Annotated in this window: 19 protein-coding genes; 6 read left to right on the forward strand and 13 right to left on the reverse strand. The window is 49.0% G+C overall.

The genetic code is table 11. From position 1 onward, the window contains the following. The 5 genes from F566_RS0109625 to F566_RS0109645 form a co-directional block, all read right to left on the reverse strand. Window positions 1-206, reverse strand: a 206-nt coding sequence (locus tag F566_RS0109625) for an IS5/IS1182 family transposase (protein ID WP_020406775.1), incomplete at its 3' end; no start/stop codon positions are given. 169 nt (window positions 207-375) lie between these two features. Further along, window positions 376-696, reverse strand: a complete 321-nt coding sequence (locus F566_RS0109630) for a DUF3301 domain-containing protein (RefSeq protein ID WP_020406776.1) — start codon at window positions 694-696, stop codon at window positions 376-378. A 66-nt stretch (window positions 697-762) separates the two neighbouring features. Then, window positions 763-2,328 (reverse strand): cryptochrome/photolyase family protein, encoded by a 1,566-nt coding sequence (locus tag F566_RS0109635; RefSeq protein WP_020406777.1) that lies wholly within the window; start codon window positions 2,326-2,328, stop codon window positions 763-765. Between the two features lie 173 nt (window positions 2,329-2,501). Next, window positions 2,502-3,065 (reverse strand): NADPH-dependent FMN reductase, encoded by a 564-nt coding sequence (locus F566_RS0109640; protein ID WP_020406778.1) that lies wholly within the window; start codon window positions 3,063-3,065, stop codon window positions 2,502-2,504. Window positions 3,066-3,096: 31 nt separating this feature from the next. Beyond that, window positions 3,097-3,519 carry a VOC family protein gene (locus F566_RS0109645; RefSeq protein ID WP_020406779.1) on the reverse strand — a complete coding sequence of 141 codons (423 nt, stop codon included), beginning with the start codon at window positions 3,517-3,519 and terminating at the stop codon, window positions 3,097-3,099. Window positions 3,520-3,740: 221 nt separating this feature from the next. Between F566_RS0109645 and F566_RS0109650 the strand changes: the two genes are divergently transcribed. Further along, window positions 3,741-4,373 (forward strand): helix-turn-helix transcriptional regulator, encoded by a 633-nt coding sequence (locus tag F566_RS0109650; protein ID WP_026179893.1) that lies wholly within the window; start codon window positions 3,741-3,743, stop codon window positions 4,371-4,373. Between the two features lie 5 nt (window positions 4,374-4,378). Here F566_RS0109650 and F566_RS0109655 read toward each other — a convergent pair whose 3' ends face one another. After that, on the reverse strand, window positions 4,379-5,926 hold the full coding sequence (locus F566_RS0109655) for a Na/Pi cotransporter family protein (RefSeq protein WP_020406782.1): 1,548 nt from the start codon (window positions 5,924-5,926) through the stop codon (window positions 4,379-4,381). A 275-nt stretch (window positions 5,927-6,201) separates the two neighbouring features. On the opposite strand from F566_RS0109655, the gene F566_RS0109660 reads away from it, so the two are divergent. Together F566_RS0109660 and yddG are read left to right on the forward strand one after the other, a co-directional pair. Continuing rightward, window positions 6,202-6,939: an AraC family transcriptional regulator gene (locus tag F566_RS0109660; RefSeq protein ID WP_020406783.1), complete on the forward strand. Its 738-nt coding sequence runs from the start codon at window positions 6,202-6,204 to the stop codon at window positions 6,937-6,939. Between the two features lie 72 nt (window positions 6,940-7,011). Further along, complete coding sequence (gene yddG, locus F566_RS0109665; RefSeq protein ID WP_020406784.1) at window positions 7,012-7,938, forward strand: aromatic amino acid exporter YddG; 927 nt, start codon at window positions 7,012-7,014, stop codon at window positions 7,936-7,938. A 24-nt stretch (window positions 7,939-7,962) separates the two neighbouring features. Here the strand turns inward: yddG and F566_RS0109670 are convergent, their stop codons facing one another. The 6 genes from F566_RS0109670 to F566_RS0109695 all read right to left on the reverse strand — a co-directional run bounded on the left by F566_RS0109670 (window position 7,963) and on the right by F566_RS0109695 (window position 12,959). Then, a complete protein-coding gene (locus F566_RS0109670) occupies window positions 7,963-8,895 on the reverse strand; it encodes a phytanoyl-CoA dioxygenase family protein (protein WP_020406785.1) in 933 nt (310 codons plus the stop codon). A 74-nt stretch (window positions 8,896-8,969) separates the two neighbouring features. Then, window positions 8,970-9,368 (reverse strand): ectoine synthase, encoded by a 399-nt coding sequence (locus F566_RS0109675; RefSeq protein WP_020406786.1) that lies wholly within the window; start codon window positions 9,366-9,368, stop codon window positions 8,970-8,972. Window positions 9,369-9,438: 70 nt separating this feature from the next. Continuing rightward, window positions 9,439-10,713 carry a diaminobutyrate--2-oxoglutarate transaminase gene (gene ectB, locus F566_RS0109680; protein ID WP_020406787.1) on the reverse strand — a complete coding sequence of 425 codons (1,275 nt, stop codon included), beginning with the start codon at window positions 10,711-10,713 and terminating at the stop codon, window positions 9,439-9,441. Window positions 10,714-10,793: 80 nt separating this feature from the next. After that, on the reverse strand, window positions 10,794-10,931 hold the full coding sequence (locus tag F566_RS36865) for a hypothetical protein (protein ID WP_020406788.1): 138 nt from the start codon (window positions 10,929-10,931) through the stop codon (window positions 10,794-10,796). A gap of 19 nt (window positions 10,932-10,950) precedes the next feature. Next, on the reverse strand, window positions 10,951-11,454 hold the full coding sequence (gene ectA, locus F566_RS0109690; RefSeq protein WP_020406789.1) for a diaminobutyrate acetyltransferase: 504 nt from the start codon (window positions 11,452-11,454) through the stop codon (window positions 10,951-10,953). Window positions 11,455-12,011: 557 nt separating this feature from the next. Next, on the reverse strand, window positions 12,012-12,959 hold the full coding sequence (locus tag F566_RS0109695) for a LysR family transcriptional regulator (RefSeq protein ID WP_020406790.1): 948 nt from the start codon (window positions 12,957-12,959) through the stop codon (window positions 12,012-12,014). Between the two features lie 285 nt (window positions 12,960-13,244). Between F566_RS0109695 and F566_RS0109700 the strand changes: the two genes are divergently transcribed. From F566_RS0109700 to F566_RS0109710, 3 genes are all read left to right on the forward strand, one after another. Continuing rightward, window positions 13,245-14,636, forward strand: coding sequence for an amidohydrolase family protein (locus F566_RS0109700; protein WP_020406791.1), 1,392 nt, complete (start codon window positions 13,245-13,247; stop codon window positions 14,634-14,636). A gap of 144 nt (window positions 14,637-14,780) precedes the next feature. Beyond that, entirely contained in the window at window positions 14,781-15,179 is a 399-nt protein-coding gene (trxA, locus tag F566_RS0109705; RefSeq protein ID WP_020406792.1) for a thioredoxin, read from the forward strand. 244 nt (window positions 15,180-15,423) lie between these two features. After that, on the forward strand, window positions 15,424-16,410 hold the full coding sequence (locus F566_RS0109710; protein WP_020406793.1) for an ABC transporter substrate-binding protein: 987 nt from the start codon (window positions 15,424-15,426) through the stop codon (window positions 16,408-16,410). A 25-nt stretch (window positions 16,411-16,435) separates the two neighbouring features. Here F566_RS0109710 and F566_RS0109715 read toward each other — a convergent pair whose 3' ends face one another. After that, window positions 16,436-17,422 (reverse strand): LysR family transcriptional regulator, encoded by a 987-nt coding sequence (locus tag F566_RS0109715; RefSeq protein WP_020406794.1) that lies wholly within the window; start codon window positions 17,420-17,422, stop codon window positions 16,436-16,438. Between the last annotated feature and the right edge of the window lie 45 nt (window positions 17,423-17,467).

Here is a 17,467-nt window from a genome sequence, read left to right on the forward strand (position 1 = left end):
TAAAATAGCTGCATGCAGTGGACACGAAGCATGGTGGATAACGGATACGGAGGGCGGCCGTTCTCGCCCTTGGGGTAATAGCGGGCGATCTTCTTTTCCATGCGTTTCCATGGGATCAGCTTATCCATTCGCTCCAGAAAGATTTCCCGGCGGGTCTTACGCTTCTTATTCTGGTATTCAGCTTCGGAGAAAGTCATCTGATCCATGGATAGTATTCCTGATGAGTGAAGTTGGCCGTATTATGACTGATTTGGGGAGTTATTCAGAGCCTCCCTAGTATTAAATTAATCGATGATAGCCACGTAGCCACGACAGCCACAGCATCTAACGTAATTAACCGGGATTGAGGAAATTTCTTCATAAATATCGGACGGACTAATGCAACCTGTGCGGCTCAATCATAATTTCCTCCACTTGCATACCAAGCAGAGTGATGTATCCACGGTAGCGCTCATCACCGGTCGATGAAAACTCGAAACCATACACCCGGCATATCCGGGCCTGGCCAGTGTCATTGCGTTTGATTTTGATAGACCGAAGGGCCACATTTTGATCCAGGAATTGCAGGTCCAGTTCCTGGCAGCGCTTGCGTACGGCAGACAGTGCCCGTTCCCTGACTTTAAAACCATGCCACCAGATCGCACCAATCGTTGCGACCACAGTAAGCCAGACCACATCCATTAAATCGATATTCATATTCCGCCGACGACTTCTACCACCTTCTTTTTGGCTGGCTACTGTAGCAGAATATCCACAGCCAGGTCATGCGAACCGTTTACGCAGGGAATCAGCCTGTTCTCGAATCGCCAACAGTTCCTCATCAGATTTGCGGACCAGATTGGCGTACTGAAATTTCATGCGATGATTGTGACCGATCGTTTCTTTATTTCGGTCCAGGAAATCCCAATACAATGTCGTGATGGGGCAGGCTTTTTCTCCCACGGCCTGCTTCGGATTGTAGCGACATTGCCGGCAATAGTTGCTCATCTTCTGTATATAGTTACCCGAGGCTGCATAGGGTTTGGTGGCAAGAAAACCACCGTCCGCGTACTGACTCATTCCCAACACATTCGGCACCGATACCCAATCCACCGCATCGGCATACATGGACATATGCCATTCATGCACTTTCCACGGATTTACACCCAACAGCAAAGAAAACAATCCCAATACCATCAACCGTTGAATGTGATGGGCATAGGCATGATCCACCAATTGCTGCAGGCAATCCTGCAGGCAACGCATATCTGTATTGGCTGTCCACATAAATCCAGGCATTTCCAGATTCGCATTCAAAGCATTCTGATGTTCATATTCCGGCATCTTCAGCCAATAAACGCCTCTGACATATTCACGCCAGCCCAGTATCTGACGAACAAATCCTTCAACAGAGTTTAGCGGCGCTTTCCCCGCATAATACGCCTCAACTGCCGCATCAATGGCTTCCCTGGGATCCAGCAGGTGCAGGTTCAACACACAGGTTAGTCGGCTGTGATAAAGATAGGGCTGCCCCGTCACCATCGCGTCCTGGTAACGGCCGAATTCGGATAAACGATGTTCGATGAAATCCTGCAAAGCTTCCAGGGCCTGTTCGCGAGTGACAGGATAATCGAAAAAGTCTAACTGGCCTGGGCTATCCGGATAACGCCTTTCAACAAGGTCCATGACTTTCCGGGTCAAGTTGTCGGGTGCAAATGATTTAACTTTGGGGACTTTCAGGGTTTCGTTATTCCCAAATGATTCACGATTATCCTTGTCATAATTCCAGTGACCACCCTCCGGTTCGTCCCCTTGCATCAGGACGCCATACCGACGCCTCATTTGCCGGTAAAAGCTCTCCAGTAACAGTGACTTTTGACCTTCAGCGAATCGTTGAAAGTCATGACGACTACATAAAAAATGTTGATCGGGCACAATGTCCAATGGAACTTCCAAACTGTTCATTACCACCTGCAGGCTATTCATTACCCGATAATCTCCAGGCTCAGCAGCAAGAACCTGTTCAGGTTTATAGTTCTGGACAAAACGCTTAATTTCACCGGCAAAAGAATGTGTATTTTCACCATCCTCCAGTTCTGTGTAAAAAACTCTGTATCCCTTTTTCTTTAGGGCTTCCCGAAAGTGGCGCATGGCAGAAAAAAACAGCACCAGCCGGATTTTATGCTGGGGTATGTAGGTTGCCTCATCATCCACCTCCATCATGAGAATGGCATCCTGTTGCTTATCCAGATGGGCAAGCTGTGCGGCGTCAATCGATAGTTGATCACCAAAAACGATTAACAGCTTACGGATGGAACCAGAGTCTGTTTCAGCTTGGGGTTGTTTCATTATCACTCCTGCGTCTGTGGTTGATAGATTACGCAGGCGTTTTGATAATGGTTTTTTCGGGCAGTTGCCGTTTGCAGAGAACCTGCCAATGGTGACTTGAGCAGGGAGGGAAGTTCCATACCAAGTCATGAACATCGGCAGATGATGGTTTCTCTACGGGGATTCAGAGAGCCCTAAAAGGGATAGGGTTCAACGGACCTCGACTCTTTTAAATGCCTTCCCCACCAGTTAATCTGAGTCAGCATACGTGTCATGGCACTCCTGGCCCGATCCGGATTCTTCAGTCTTCCCTCGTCATCAAATTGCTCCCAGGCTGAAGCAAAACTCACAGAATCCCGAACACTCAGGCCATGAAGCTCGGCAATCACTTGACGAAGGTGCTCAACGGCCCGCAATCCACCAGAAATGCCACCATAGCTGACGAATCCAACCGGCTTACCCTTCCATACACCATAGGCTTCATCGATCACCGTTTTGACCGCCGCCGGATAGCTGTGATTGTACTCGGGCACCACAATGATCATGGCATCCGCATGCCCGAGCTTCTGTTGAAATCGCTCCTTGGCTTGGGATGTTTCCGCTAGCGAAAGGCCTTCCTGTTCGCGCGGATCTACCACTCTCGGTGCTACTTTAAAGAATTTTTCCACTTCAGCTGCAGCCCAGGAGGCGACAGTGTCACAAAAACGGTGCTCCCTGGCACTGCCCATTATCATGGCAATATCTAAAGTCTGATCCATTACATTTCTCCTATCTAACATTCAGGTCAGACTAACTTGCCTGCTCTTCGTATAAGTTCCTTTCCTCTGGCCGAGTACTTAGATACTGAACAAACTCCCACTCAATTCCATTGGGGTCATAAAAATAAATACGTCTGCGAAACGGATGCCTGTCTGTTTCATACCCGGAGTACCCCCGCTCTTCGAGTCGACTTCTAACACCACTCACATCTTCTACCACCATTCCGACATGATTGATCCCATCATTTAGATACCTGGTACCCACATGACTGAGATGCTCATCACACTGCTGCAGCGCAAAGTAAAAATTGTCGTTTCCGAAATGGAACCATCTACCTGACTGATTTTGCAATTCTCCCTCTCCCCGCAAAGCAAAATCAGGGAAGGCAGTTTTAAGAAAATCCATCGTTTTTTCAGCGTTTTCTACGGTGATATTCGCATGTTCAAGATACATGACTATGTCCTCTTTAGTTTTTATAGTGCTCTGATAGATCCTGATTTGGAGTCATCCAATTAGTAAAGTGATTGCTTTACTAATTAAAACCATACTGCGAAACACCATAATTAGTAAAGCTATCGCTTTCTTAAATTTTTACTATCAGGCTATACTGGACGAACTGGAGACAAATGAAGTCAATGGAAATGAATTAGAGACCAATAAGAGAGGTAACGGTATTGAGTACTCAGGAGGACAGCGGCGAGCGCATTCTGTACATGATTAAATCCCGCGGGCCAACCAGTGCCAAGATACTGGGACAATGGCTGGGTATGACGACCATGGGCGCACGCCAGCATATTGCCCGCTTGGAAGAGGAGCAGTTGATTTATAGCCGGGAGGAGAAGCAGCCACGAGGTCGGCCTTTGGCAAAATGGCACCTGACAGAAAAAGCTCAGGCACGATTTCCGGACAGTCACGCAAACCTGACCGTTGAACTGATTGCATCAACCAGAGAAGTGTTTGGTGAAGAAGGTCTGGACAGACTCATCGAAGTACGTAACAAGAAGCAGCTGGAACACTACCTGTCAACTCTGGCAGACTTTCATGAAGTATTCGAAAGACTTCAAAAACTGGCAGAACTCCGCAGCGATGAAGGATACATGGCCGAAGCCAGGCAGGAAGGCGACCATTTCCTGCTAATTGAAAATCACTGCCCTATCTGTGTCGCGGCCCAGCAATGCCAGGGCCTGTGTCGCACCGAGCTGGAGAATTTCCAACGCTGTTTTGATGGCCTGGCCAAAGTTGAGCGCACAGACCATATCATCGCCGGTGCACGGCGGTGTTGCTACCTCATTGACCCTCTCCGATAAACAAACTAGCTGTCCAGGTCCATTGACAACCTAACAGCTTTGATTTGTTGTTCCTGCAGTCGCTTGTATTGACTCAGACGCTGCAGGAGCTGGTTCATTTTCGATAATCCAAACTTTCCTTCCATCGCGCTATCCAGCAGTTTTTGTTTCAGGCGTAGATAAGAGTTATCTGCATCACCGCTCTGTGCCAGCATTTCAGCAGGCTCAATTGCCGAAGGAAAGGCATTGTTGACCAACCAGTCATTTAACTGAGTGAGTAACTCTGCTTCAACAATCGGTTCTTTTTTCAATGAATCCATGGTTTCCAGCAGGTTATACGCATACTGTACAACCTGTAGCGTCCTCGGAATCTGATTGGCCATGGCAGGTGACAGCGGTTGCTGCAGCAGATTGCTGATGTATTGATTAATCTCATAAAGCAGTTCTCGAAGATCTCGTCGTGTCTCCACGGTCACTTTATCCAGGGGATTCAACAGAGAGGCGCGGATGTGCGCTGACAGAAGTCCTTGAAAACGCTCTAGCTCCATGCGAACCGCCCGAAACGCCACGTTTGGAACAATCGCCGCATTGCGATCAATATGTTTTAGGGCAAGGACTTTGCCGCCCCGCTGAAACCGGGTTTTCAGCCATCGGGTCATTGGCGGACCAATCACCCACATCAATGCCACTCCCAATACATTGAACAATGTGTGAAAAGCTGCCAGAAACACTGCTGGGTTATCCTCCATACGACTTCCACCGGGCAGCGACACCATCAGCCACATGAACATTGGCAGCATAAACAGAGCAACCAGACCGGTCACAAGGTTGAACAGCACATGCGCCACAGACAGACGCTTTGCACTGGGCGTGGCCCCAAATGAGGCCAGTATTGCGGTGGAGGTGGTCCCAATATTGGCACCAATAACCGCAGCTGCTCCCGCATCCATAGGTAACAGGTGGCCGGCAATGGCCGTCAGAATAATGGCGATAGCCGCACTGGAGGATTGCATCAGCACCGTCAACGTCATGCCGACCACCACCATCCAAAGCAGGTAGAAATTCCCGTCTGCCGTCAAACCACCACTAAAGTCATTACCCAATCCGGCAAAAGCGGTTTTCATGAATTCAATACCCAGAAATAACAAACCGAAGCCCGCAATTGCCGTCCCCAGAGCTCGATATCGGGGGGAGCTCATCATTAAATGTATAAAGGCCCCAGCCCCGATTAAGGGCATAGCATAGGCATCAATCTTGATACTGAATCCAAGAATGGCAACCAGCCAAGCGGTCAACGTGGTCCCGACATTACTGCCAAAAATGACCCAGACGGCATGTTCGAAAGCCAGTAAGCCGGCATTCACAAACCCCAAAGCCGCAACCGTCACAGCGCTGGATGACTGAACCAGGGCGGTAATGGAGATACCGCTCAATAATGCTCTGCTCCGGGTAGAGGTCCAGCGTCCCAGCATGATTTCCAGTGCGGGACCAGCCGCCAGTTTCAAGCCATCGGTAAGCAACGTCATTCCCAGCAGGAACAACCCGATACCACCAATAAAATAACCTATTGCCATATCACATCCGTCAAGTCTTTGATCATCCGCTGGCCAAATCAATTTCCATTGCGGCCGAAACAGGATGATCCCTTAAAGTTGGACCATAATTTATCCAGATCGTACAAAGAAACAACGAGTGTATGCATCATCCAAATCGATATCAGCGATTTGACCCGGAACTAAAGGTTCTTATTGATGGACCTGTATCCCAGGTAGTGAAGGTACATGATCAATAATCAGGCTGATTACTAAGCCTCTGTTCGTCAGGTATCACTGACCGCTATACTAACCGGATGAGTACTCATAATCCTGAACTGGATCTTCGCAGCTACGAGCGGGAAATCCACCGACATCAACACGAATACCATCAACTGGTCCTGCCCGTTACCGGTCAATTGGCCATGACAGTAGGGACTGCCGGCGGAGAAGTATCGGGCCATCAGGCTGCCTTTATTGCGGCTGGCGAAAGCCACAGCTTTTCCTCAGAAGAGGGAAACTGTTTCCTGGTAGCAGATGTTCCCGCTGCAATCACACCAAACATTGAACGTCTACCGGCTTTTCTGCTCCTTGATACAGCACTGTCACGATATATTGGTTTTCTGCACCAGCAGCTCCTGCATCAGTCATACAATGGCTACGCGGAGAGTCACCGCACGATGCTCCTCCTGCTTGTCCAACTGCTGATGGAGCGACACGGCTGCGAACCAAATATAGACAAACGAATCAATGCCGCCAGGGAATGGATGGATCAGCACTTCCGGCAAGATGTATCACTGGCCGGACTTGCAGAGGTAGCCCATCTCAGCCAGCGACAACTGGTCGATCTGTTCAAACAGTATTTTGGTCGAACCCCCCACCATTACCTGCTGGATTTGCGAATGCAGCATGCCCGAAAGCAGCTAGAGTTTACCGATAACAGCATCCAACAGATTGCTGAAGATTCAGGCTATTCCAACCTGTCCGCCTTCAGTCACCGGTTCCGCCAATACTTCGGATTATCCCCCCGGCACTTTCGCTATCGCACCAAATAGATTCGCTTTTTCAACAAAGTATATTGCATCTCTCCTGCTTACACTTCCCAGGGTAATCTGGGGGGAATACCTATGTCGCTACACCAATCACCGCAACACCGATCAGCCACCTGCATTGGTTTCATCTCGATATTCTTATGGGGAACTCTGGCTCTCTTTACCAAAATGACCGGCGGTAACATCCCACCATTCCAGTTAATGTCCATGTGTTTTGGACTGGCGTTTCTGTTAATGGCTTGCCGCTGGTGGAAACAAAGAACGACAGGTCTGCGCTATCTGCGTCAGCCTCCACTGGCATGGATACTTGGGGTCGGCGGATACTTTGGCTATCATCTGTGTTACTTCCTGGCGATGGGTCTTGCTCCGGCCGTGGAAGTCAGCCTTCTGGCGTATCTCTGGCCACTGCTTATCGTGTTGATGGCCTCTTTTCTACCCGGCGAAATTTTATTAGCTCGACATCTGGTGGGCGCTTTGCTGGCTCTGATCGGATGCTGGTTATTGATAGGCAAAGGCGCAACCGGATTTGCCTGGGAATACTTACCCGGATACCTGCTGGCCCTTGCCTGCGCAATCATCTGGTCCTCTTACTCCGTTGCCAGCCGATTGGTTAAGCAGGTCACCACAGATGCTGTTGGCTGGTTTTGTGCCGTTACAGCGATTCTGGCATTACTATGCCATCTGTTATGGGAAGCTACTGTGTGGCCGAATTCTGTCTGGGAATGGGCGGGCGTCGTCGGCCTCGGGCTCGGGCCGGTGGGTATTGCCTTCTTCACCTGGGACTACGGAATTAAACACGGCAATATCCAGCTACTGGGGGTGCTGGCTTACGCTGCGCCCTTAATTTCGACAATTCTACTGGTGACAACCAACCTGGCAGAGGCCAGTTGGTCACTGGTCCTGGCATGTCTGACAATTGTCGGGGGATCATTAATAGCAGGATGGAAAAGCCGACCCAAAGGCCGGCTTTCTATGGACAGTGCAGTCACCGCCAATCAATGAGCAGAAGTTTACACCGGTGGAGTGCTACGCCAGTGGTGAGCCAGGTTTTCTGGCCGCCACATACTCAGGACGCGGCTCACGCTCGCAATTCGGTGTCTCCAGCTGGTTAGACCAGGCGTTATAAGCAACAAACAGGTTGGCTCTCGGATCTGGAGTGATATTACCGTTATTCCCGTGCAGAGTATTGCAGTCCATGATCACGATAGACCCCGGCTTACCGCAGGCAGACTGAATGCCTCCTTCGTACATCAAAGTGCTGAGTACGGCGGTATCTGGCAAGCCATGCTCCTGTTGTTTAAGAGCCTGTTTGTAATGGTCTTTTGGTGTATCTCCATTACAACGGATATAAAACTCATGAGACCCCGGAATCATCATCAGCGGTCCATTGTGTTCATGACTTTCCGTCAGCGCAATTGAAATACTCAACGCCCTCATCCGTGGCATACCATCTTCCACATGCCAGGTCTCAAAGTCTGAATGCCAGAAAAATTTCTCCGACGTGAAACCGGGTTTGTAGCACAAACGGGACTGGTGGATGTAAATATCATCCGCCAGTATCTGCCGGGCAATAGATGTTAACCGAGTGTCCTTCGCCACATTCCCAAACAATGGATTGAGCTTATGCACACCAAAAACGGAGTGCAGTTCATCATCCACATAATTGAAACTTTCCGGACGACGACGCAGCAACGGATCTGTGCGCATCTGATTCAGTTCGCGACGCAGCGGACTGATCTCTTCCTCAGTAAATACATTATCCAGCATCAAAAAGCCGTTCTTACGATAGCTTTCCAGCTGTTCCGACGTCAGTGCCACATCCTGGTCTGCACTGGTGTCACTGTTCTCCTCAACAAACACGACCGGATCCTGACGTTTCTGTATCAGGGTCTCATCTCCAGTACGTGAAGCATAAGGTTTGTCGCCAGCAATCATGCTGATTTCGCTGACATGTTTCATAGTGTTCCTCCTTGTTTGATCGACAGAGGTGAATGAGCAGTTTTTAAGAAGCCGGAAGTGTTCCGGTCCCCTGCTCAGTCAGCCACTGCTTCGGCTTCCAGCGGATAAACGCCATTCTCATCATGCGTTTCCTTGCCGTTCAAAGGTGGATTGAATACACAAGCCATCGTCATGTCAGTAAACCCGCGCAGCAAGTGCTTATCGTTTTTGTCCAGGATATATACCGTGCCTGGTTTAATAGGATAAACCTTGCCGTCAGCGACGGTTTCCACTTCACCTTCACCGGAGATGCAATACACGGTTTCCAGATGGTTCTGGTAGTGGATCGGCGTTTCGGTGTTCGCGTAGATCGTTGTGATATGGAAGGAAAAACCCATTTGGTCATCCTTCAGCGACAGGCGCACACTCTCCCAGTTTTCTGCGCTTACCCGTCGGTCGGATTTTCTGGCTTCTTCCAGTGTTCTGACAATCATTCTCGTGCTCCAAAATTATATTCTGTGGTTGATTTCAATCATTTGTACAGCGGGCATCCGGGCAACGGGATTAGCCCGCCGCACGCCATTCTTCACTGGCAACCACTTCTTTAATGCTTTCTTCAATAATAGACAGGCCTTTATCCAGATCTTCCATGGAAATCACCAGAGGACACAGGCACTTCACCACTTCGGAATCAGCACCACTAGTCTCAACAATCAGGCCTTTTTCGAAACTCTTCTCACAAATGGCTGCTGCCAGTTCACCGTCCACACAGCTCAGGCCGCGCATCATTCCACGTCCTTTCACTTTGAACAGTGAATGCCCAAAACGATCAGCCATTTTGGAAAAACGCTTTTCAACCAGTTCCCCTTTTTCGCGAACTTCGGTAATGAATTGATCGTCTTTCCAGTAGTTTTCCAGTGCGGCGGAGGCAGTAACAAACGCATGGTTATTACCACGGAATGTGCCGTTGTGTTCGCCCGGCTTCCAGATGTCCATCTCCGGTTTGATCAGGGTCAGGGCAAACGGTAAACCGAATCCACTTAAAGATTTGGACAAAGTCACAATATCCGGCTTGATCCCCGATGCTTCAAAGCTGAAGAAACTACCGGTACGACCACAACCAGCCTGAATGTCATCAACAATCAGTACAATTTTGTGCTCACGGCAAATTTTCTCCAGGCGGCGCAACCAACGGTCACTGGCGACATTCAATCCACCTTCGCCCTGAACCACTTCTACAATTACTGCAGCGGGCAAATCCAATCCACTGCTGCCATCAAGAATCATTTTTTCCAGCAGCTTCGTGGTATCAAAATCTTTCCCCAGATAGCCATCGTAGGGCAGACGAGTGACATCATTCAGCGATACCCCAGCACCGTCACGGTGATGGCTGTTACCGGTCAGTGCCACTGACCCCAGAGTGCAACCATGGAAACCATTGGTGAATGCCACCACATTGGTACGACCAGTCACTTTCCGCGCTACCTTCAAAGCGGCTTCTACAGCATTGGTTCCTGTAGGGCCAGTGAACTGCAGTCGATACTGCAGATTTCTGGGCTTCAGAATCAATGACTGAAAGTTTTCCAGAAAGCGGGCTTTGGCATCAGTATGCATATCCAGCCCGTGAGCAATACCGTCTTCAGCGATATAGTCCAGTAACGGCTGTTTCAATTTCGGGTTGTTATGCCCATAGTTGAGCGTTCCCGCTCCTGCCAGGAAGTCGATATAGCTATTGCCATCGACATCCTCGATACGGGCACCCGAGGCACGCTTAAACACTTTGGGAAAAGAACGTGCATAACTCTGAACGGCGGATTCAACATTTTCAAAAATATTCATGACGTTACCTGTTTTCTTTCTTAATTCCGTAATTTTTTAAACTCTGACTTCGTGCGTTATTTACCTGACTGATACTGCGATTATTCTGCATCTGCTGCGCTAGCGGAGCCTGTACTGCCGGTATCATATTTTCCGGGATTGGCCAGTAGCTTCCTGCCACCCGAATTTTGGTTATACGTCACCACGTCCTGCACCTTGTTATGTTTTTGTGCAGGCATTCCCATCAATCCAAAACGCTTAAAAAGGGCCGATTGTCAGCATGATTTCGTCATCATGCCGGCCACCAAAATGAGTTTCCCGACCAAACAGACATTCCCGCTTGGTGGAAGCATTGAGTTCTGCTGCCAGACTTTCGAAAAGTGCCCAGGAAGCTTGATTATCCGGATTGATCGTCGTTTGCATGAAACGAATATCTTCACTCCCGGGCCTTCTGATCAATTCACGCAGCATCCGTCCCGCCAAACCCTTACCTCGGGCTTCTGCGTCCACGGCAACCTGCCAAACGAATAGATGATCAGGCTTATCAGGAACCCGGTAACCCGAGATAAATCCCATGACCTGGTTATCGATTTCGGCACAGACGCTGGTTCCGCTCCAATGGGAGCACTGCAGCAAGTTGCAATAGACGGAATTAGTGTCCAGAGGTGGGCATCTGCCGATCAGTTGATTGACGGTCAAGCCGTCTGTAGATGTAGGGTGGCGAAACTTAATGTCGGACTCATCCGACTTAGTTTTCGTCATTTTTTAATGCTCTCGTCGCTAAAGAGCGCATTATTCTATAACGATTCTTCATTAGAGTTCAAACCAATATAAGGTTAAATATTTATTAAACACAATTTAACTATATGATTTATATAGAAAATAAAATACTTTGAATTCTATTTTTAGATATTAACAGAAAGTAGTTTTCAAAAAATTTTCCACAAGCACTGAAGGCGGCGGTTCATAGAAGTTTCAAGGGATTTCACAGCCTGATCGGATACGTTCATAGCTGTTTCACATCATTAGAATTTATAACAAAAAATCACTTCATCAATCTGGATGATTACGAAAATTCCCGCCAGAGATCAACACCAGGTATTTGTTAGAAATGCAATGCAAGGTCACAGAGGACGGTCACAGGAATTAGGCGGTACGGTCGAGAGGTCGAGAGGTCGAGAGGTCGAGAGGTCGAGAGGTCGAGAGGTCGAGAGGTCGAGAGGTCGAGAGGCTGTATAGGATCGAGTGAACCGTCAAAGGGTTGAACCAGTTCACTGGAAATCACTTTCTTATTACCGGTTTATTTATACAAGCGCCCGTTACAAACCGACAACAGCACTACCTTTTCCTGTGCAATGTGCACAACCCTTCCATTTCATTTTGGTGATTTCCTCAACCATCTGACGCATCCAGATCAGTCCGGGATCACGGTCATGACGGGTATGCCAGATCAGGTAAATGCTGGTCGGGTCCATTTCAAAAGGCAACTCGGCAAACTGGATTCCGTCCTGGTAACCCGCACCACCAGTAGCGATTTTCGGTACGACGGCGATCATATCTGATTCTTTCAACAGTTGAGGAACCACGGCGAAGTGGTTAACTGTCACTGCGACACGACGTTTTAACCCGCGCTGGGATAAAGCAAGATCGATGATGCCGGTTGTATCTCCCGATAGGGACACCATCAAATGCTTTGCCTCCAGAAACTGTTCCATGGTAATGCCATTTTTGGCGAGGGGGTGGTCATTACGCATAGCCAGAGTATATTCGCTGTCAAACAGCCAAATACTACGCAAGCTGCTGTCGTGCCCTGTCAGCATACCAATGGCAAGATCGACATGGGCTTCTCTGAGTTGGTTGAAGGCCGTTGCCTGTGTATAGGGAACAGCATATAGATCAATGCCCGGCGCCGTGCGCTGCAGAGTGCAGGCCAGAGGCTGCCAGATCAGGTCCACCAGTACATCGGTCACGGCAATCCGAAACTTACGCTTGGATTCCTTCGGCTCAAACGCACTGGCATCCACAGCATTGGATAGTTCATGCATAGGCGCACGCACCTGATCCCAAAGGCTCAGTGCAAACGAGGTGGGTTCAATCGCCCTGCCCTTTTTAATAAATAAGGGATCTTTCCACACATGACGCATCCGGGACACCGCATTGGAAACAGCTGGCTGAGTCATAGCAAGCCGTTCCGCTGCGCGGGTGACAGAGCCCTCCGTCATAATTGCATCAAAAACATAGAGTAAAGTGAGTTCCTGGTTCTTCATTCGTGTCCCGCTTTTTGGATTTACATCACCTATGATGATGTTACTGCACTCAAATTTATTCCGTTTTTTATTAATCAGCAACTAAAATCTACAGCAACAGCCTTTCATGAGGGTTGACCAGACGGGATGTGCAGAAGATCCCACTTTGATCCAGCCCATCTGATAAAGTCTTACATCTGATTCGCCCTCCCTTTCCTTTTGGGCACCATCTACCAGCAGATAGATAAACCAGACCCAGGGTCCCTACTCATGACACAAATAATAAGAGTTTTTCTAAGCACTTTTATGATTCTGATATTCCTATCAGGTACAACCGGCTGCTTCCATTACGCTTCATTACCTCCCATGGTAAAGACAGATAACAAAGGCAGTCTGTTAATCACTAAAGCCCGGATCTTTGATGGCAATGCAGATCATCCAATTCAGGAAAATATGGATGTTCTTGTCACAGACGGGCAAATATCCCGTATCGCGCCGCATCCACTGGGCGTTAAGGCTGATACTGAAATTAACGCTGAAGGGATGTTGATTATGCCGGGATTGATCGATTTCCACACTCACGTAGGGGGTACTGATGCCCCTCCCTGGCGTAAGACATTTTATCCTCCCGAGAGAACTCTCTCCGCTTTTCTCGCCTTCGGAGTGACTTCCATTGTGGATCTCGGTGGTATTGCCGGTCAGTTGCAGGGCCTGCACGAGGAGCTGGAGTCCGGTGAGATTACCGGCCCCCGTCTGGCCTATGCTGGACCTCAGGTAACCGTCGCAGAAAGTCATCCCGGACCCTTAATCGAGGAAACGGTGAACTGGCCGGTTTCCAGCCTGGTAAAACACCTCATGATAGAAGAGATCGATGAAAATACTGATTTCGCAGAAATGGCACAAAATCGTATCGAAGAAGGAGCCTCACTGGTCAAAATCATGATTGACCGTATCCCCCTCGATACACCGTCCATGCCTCCGGAGCTGGCGAAACGAACTGTCGAGGCCGCCCATAAAGCGGGACTTCCTGTCGCAGCGCATATTGGCACCTCAAAAGATCTGGAAACCGCCCTGAACGCCGGCGTTGATCTGTTTGCCCACAGTGTCAACAGTTCTCAACTGAGTACCGCCAGTCTTGAAAGACTCAAAAGCTCCGGGACGCCTGTCATCAGTACGATGAGAATATTCCAGAACGTTGCCATGGTCAGTGAAGGCAAAAACCCGGTCACTGCAGCAGATGCTACAGTCATGGACAGCGGTGCATTTGAGGCTTTTAAAGAAAGCGCTGAAGTATCGCCCTCAATGCAGGAGTATGGAGAGAACATAGCCCGCCATACCAATGACAGGCTCGACGGATGCATCAAAATGCGAGAAGCAGACATTCCCATACTGATAGGAACCGATACGCCTTTACTGGGAGCTTCAGCAGGTGCATCGACTCATGAAGAGATCTTCCTTCTGGTCGAACGCTGTGGTTATTCCCCTGCAAAAACTCTGGCCATGGCCACCAGTCAACCTGGCGCTATTCTTGGTAACTGGTTGAATCTGCGAGGGCTGGGGACCATTTCAGAGGGCGCCCCGGCAGACCTTCTGATCATTGCCGGTGATCCGACAACAGACATCGGTGACTTGACTAAAATAGATCAGATCATCAGTCGCGGAAACCTGATTGAACCAGCTATCCCCGCCCAGGACTAGCCCACCTACACAACTTCCTCCCGGCGGTGATGAAATCAACAGGCTTCATCACCGCATCTTATTACACGATATATTGTTACATCATTTTATGTGATATTGACTATATCAACGCTCAATTAGTGTACAGCCTCATGCACAGGCAACATGACCTCAACAAAACATGTGGCTCAGGGCCATCCCCTCACAGCCGCAACAGATACAGAGTTGAGGTTTACCATGAGCGAATTTATCCAGCATATTTCCGAAGGCGAATTTGGCGACACCGTTATTAAGTCTGACAAACCTGTGTTAGTGGATTTCTGGGCGGACTGGTGTGGCCCCTGCCATGCCATTGCCCCGCTACTGGACGAGCTGGCAGAGGAAATGGCCGATGACATCAAGGTGGTCAAAGTCAATGTAGACGAGAACCGTGATATAGCTGGTGCTATGGGTATTCGCAGCATCCCGACACTGATTGTATTCAAAGACGGTAAAGCCGTTGCCAACCAAAGCGGTGTTTCCGGCTTTGCTCAACTGAAAAATTTTGTGGCTAAAGCGATCTAAAGCCCCCCGTTGGGAGCAGCACCCTGCTGCTCCATTTTTTTACCTGGAAAACTTTGCCATTTCATCTATTCGAGACGTTCAACAGATAGTTTCGGGGATATGCAGGTGTGGATGTAATCTCAGAAGCTATACTTCCTAACAGTGCCCCCGAATATTTATGGCAGAGAAGAATGCATAAAATATCACACGCATAGTTCTCAGCCACTTCATTTCATAAACCGGGCACCTGGAGTCGGTGGATGATATGAGATACGCGCTGCTAATTGTCATTCTGGTCAGTACATTCCATTCCGCCAAAGCATGGCCGGAACCAAAAGCGGTTTTGCTGGTCTCCAGCTACCACCAGGAATTCCCTTGGACCTATCAATGTGAGGTCGGTATCCGTGAATCCGTGTCTGCGATTGCCAATGTCGAGACGTTCTATATGGACACCAAAAGATTACCCGACAATGAGTTTCAGACCCGCGCAGATCTGGCATGGAAGAAAATCGAGGAATCAAACGCTGATCTTATTTTGCTCGGCGACGATAACGCGCTGAGATTTCTTGGCCCCAGGCTCGCCAGAAAAGATACCCCTGTTGTTTTTCTGGGGATCAATCACAACCCGAGAGTTTATTTTTCAGATGGTTTACTGCCACCTAACATGACTGGTGTTCTGGAAAGGACACCAATTTTCGGCACTATCAGATTTATCTCAAAGATTATGCCGGAGGCTAAGCGGGTGCTGGTCATTACAGGAGACAGTCAGACCTCCCGAGCAGAGTTGAAAAATACCCTGCTTGACCAAAAGACTCTCGCCACAACAGGCATCGTAGCTGATGTTAAAGTCGCGTCCAATTGGGCAGATTGGCTGCGGACACTCCACTCAGCCCATGAAACCTATGACGCTATAATTCCGATTGCTTACTTCAACATTAAGGACGAACACGGCAAATATCTGTCAGCCGAGGAAGCTATCACCGGTATGTCAGAAACCAGTCAGATTCCGATTTTCGCCAACCAGGATTATACCGTCAGTGATGCGGGCGCAATGGGAGCCCTGGTCATACATGGCCAGACACATGGCAAAAGAGCCGGCGCCATTGCTCTCAAAATTCTGGAGGGCACCTCCCCATTGGCCATTGCTCCAGAGATAGACCAATCAGGTGTTTTTTATTTCAACCGGAAACAGTTACAGCGATTCGATATTTCATTACCTGAACAAATAGAGAAAAAAGTCATTTTTAACTAGGGACTTCTGACCAACTCCTTCTTCATCAATGCAATTCCTTCCCCGATTTATCAGAATGCATTGCAGAGGCCTTACAAGCCAAGGTTTGCAAACAACAGGCCGGCCCATATTTCGCCCATTCCTGCCGCGCAAAATGGACGATATTTTCACGAAGCCAGTGCAGGCCGGCATCCCGGTCATGACGTGCGTGCCAGGAGACGGCCACCTGAGTGCTGGGGATTGCGACAGGAGGGACGGTGATATGTAGCTTTCCTGCCAGGGCTTCTTTCGCCACGACAGTATTGGCCACAACACCGATCAGGTCGGTTCCCAGCAGCATGGCCGGTACAGAAGCAAAGTGATTTACCGTCATCGCCACACGACGGGATTCACCCATCTGTTTCAATGCAGTATCAACAAATCCTTCCGGATCACCGGACAAAGACACCAATAAATGATCCGCCTGCAGGTATTTTTCCAGTGACAACTCCTGACCAGCCAATGGATGATCCTTCCGCATGGCACAGACATATTCTCCCTGAAATAACAGCTCTTTACGGTCTGAAGTACGCATATCCTCCAACACACCAATGACAAGATCAGCTTCAGCATTGGCCAGAATTGTCTGCGAATTCAGCCGTGAATAAGGCACCGCATGCAGATCAATATGTGGTGCTTCACGCTCAATCAGCCGACGCATGGGAAGCCACACCAGGTCCACCATAATATCGGCGCAGGCAACCCGGAAACGACGTTTTGCGGTCGCTGGGTCAAACTCCTGGGGATTCACCGCATCCTTGATCATTGTCAGGGGGCCGTTGGTTTGATTCCACAGACTCAGCGCAAAAGTAGTGGGTTTGATTCCCCTGCCATCTTTGATGAAAAGAGGGTCGTTCCACACCTGCCTCATTCGCGCCACAGCATTCGACACCGCCGGTTGTGTCATCGATAAGCGCTCAGCCGCCCCACTGATAGAACTTTCAGTCATCACAGCATCGAAGATCATCAGTAGGTTCAAGTCTATGTTTTTCATAAAATTTTCCAGATTGCGATCGACCATTCATTTTTATTTATGATG

The sequence above is a fragment of the Hahella ganghwensis DSM 17046 genome, assembly GCF_000376785.1.
In the GTDB taxonomy this organism is placed as follows: domain Bacteria; phylum Pseudomonadota; class Gammaproteobacteria; order Pseudomonadales; family Oleiphilaceae; genus Hahella; species Hahella ganghwensis.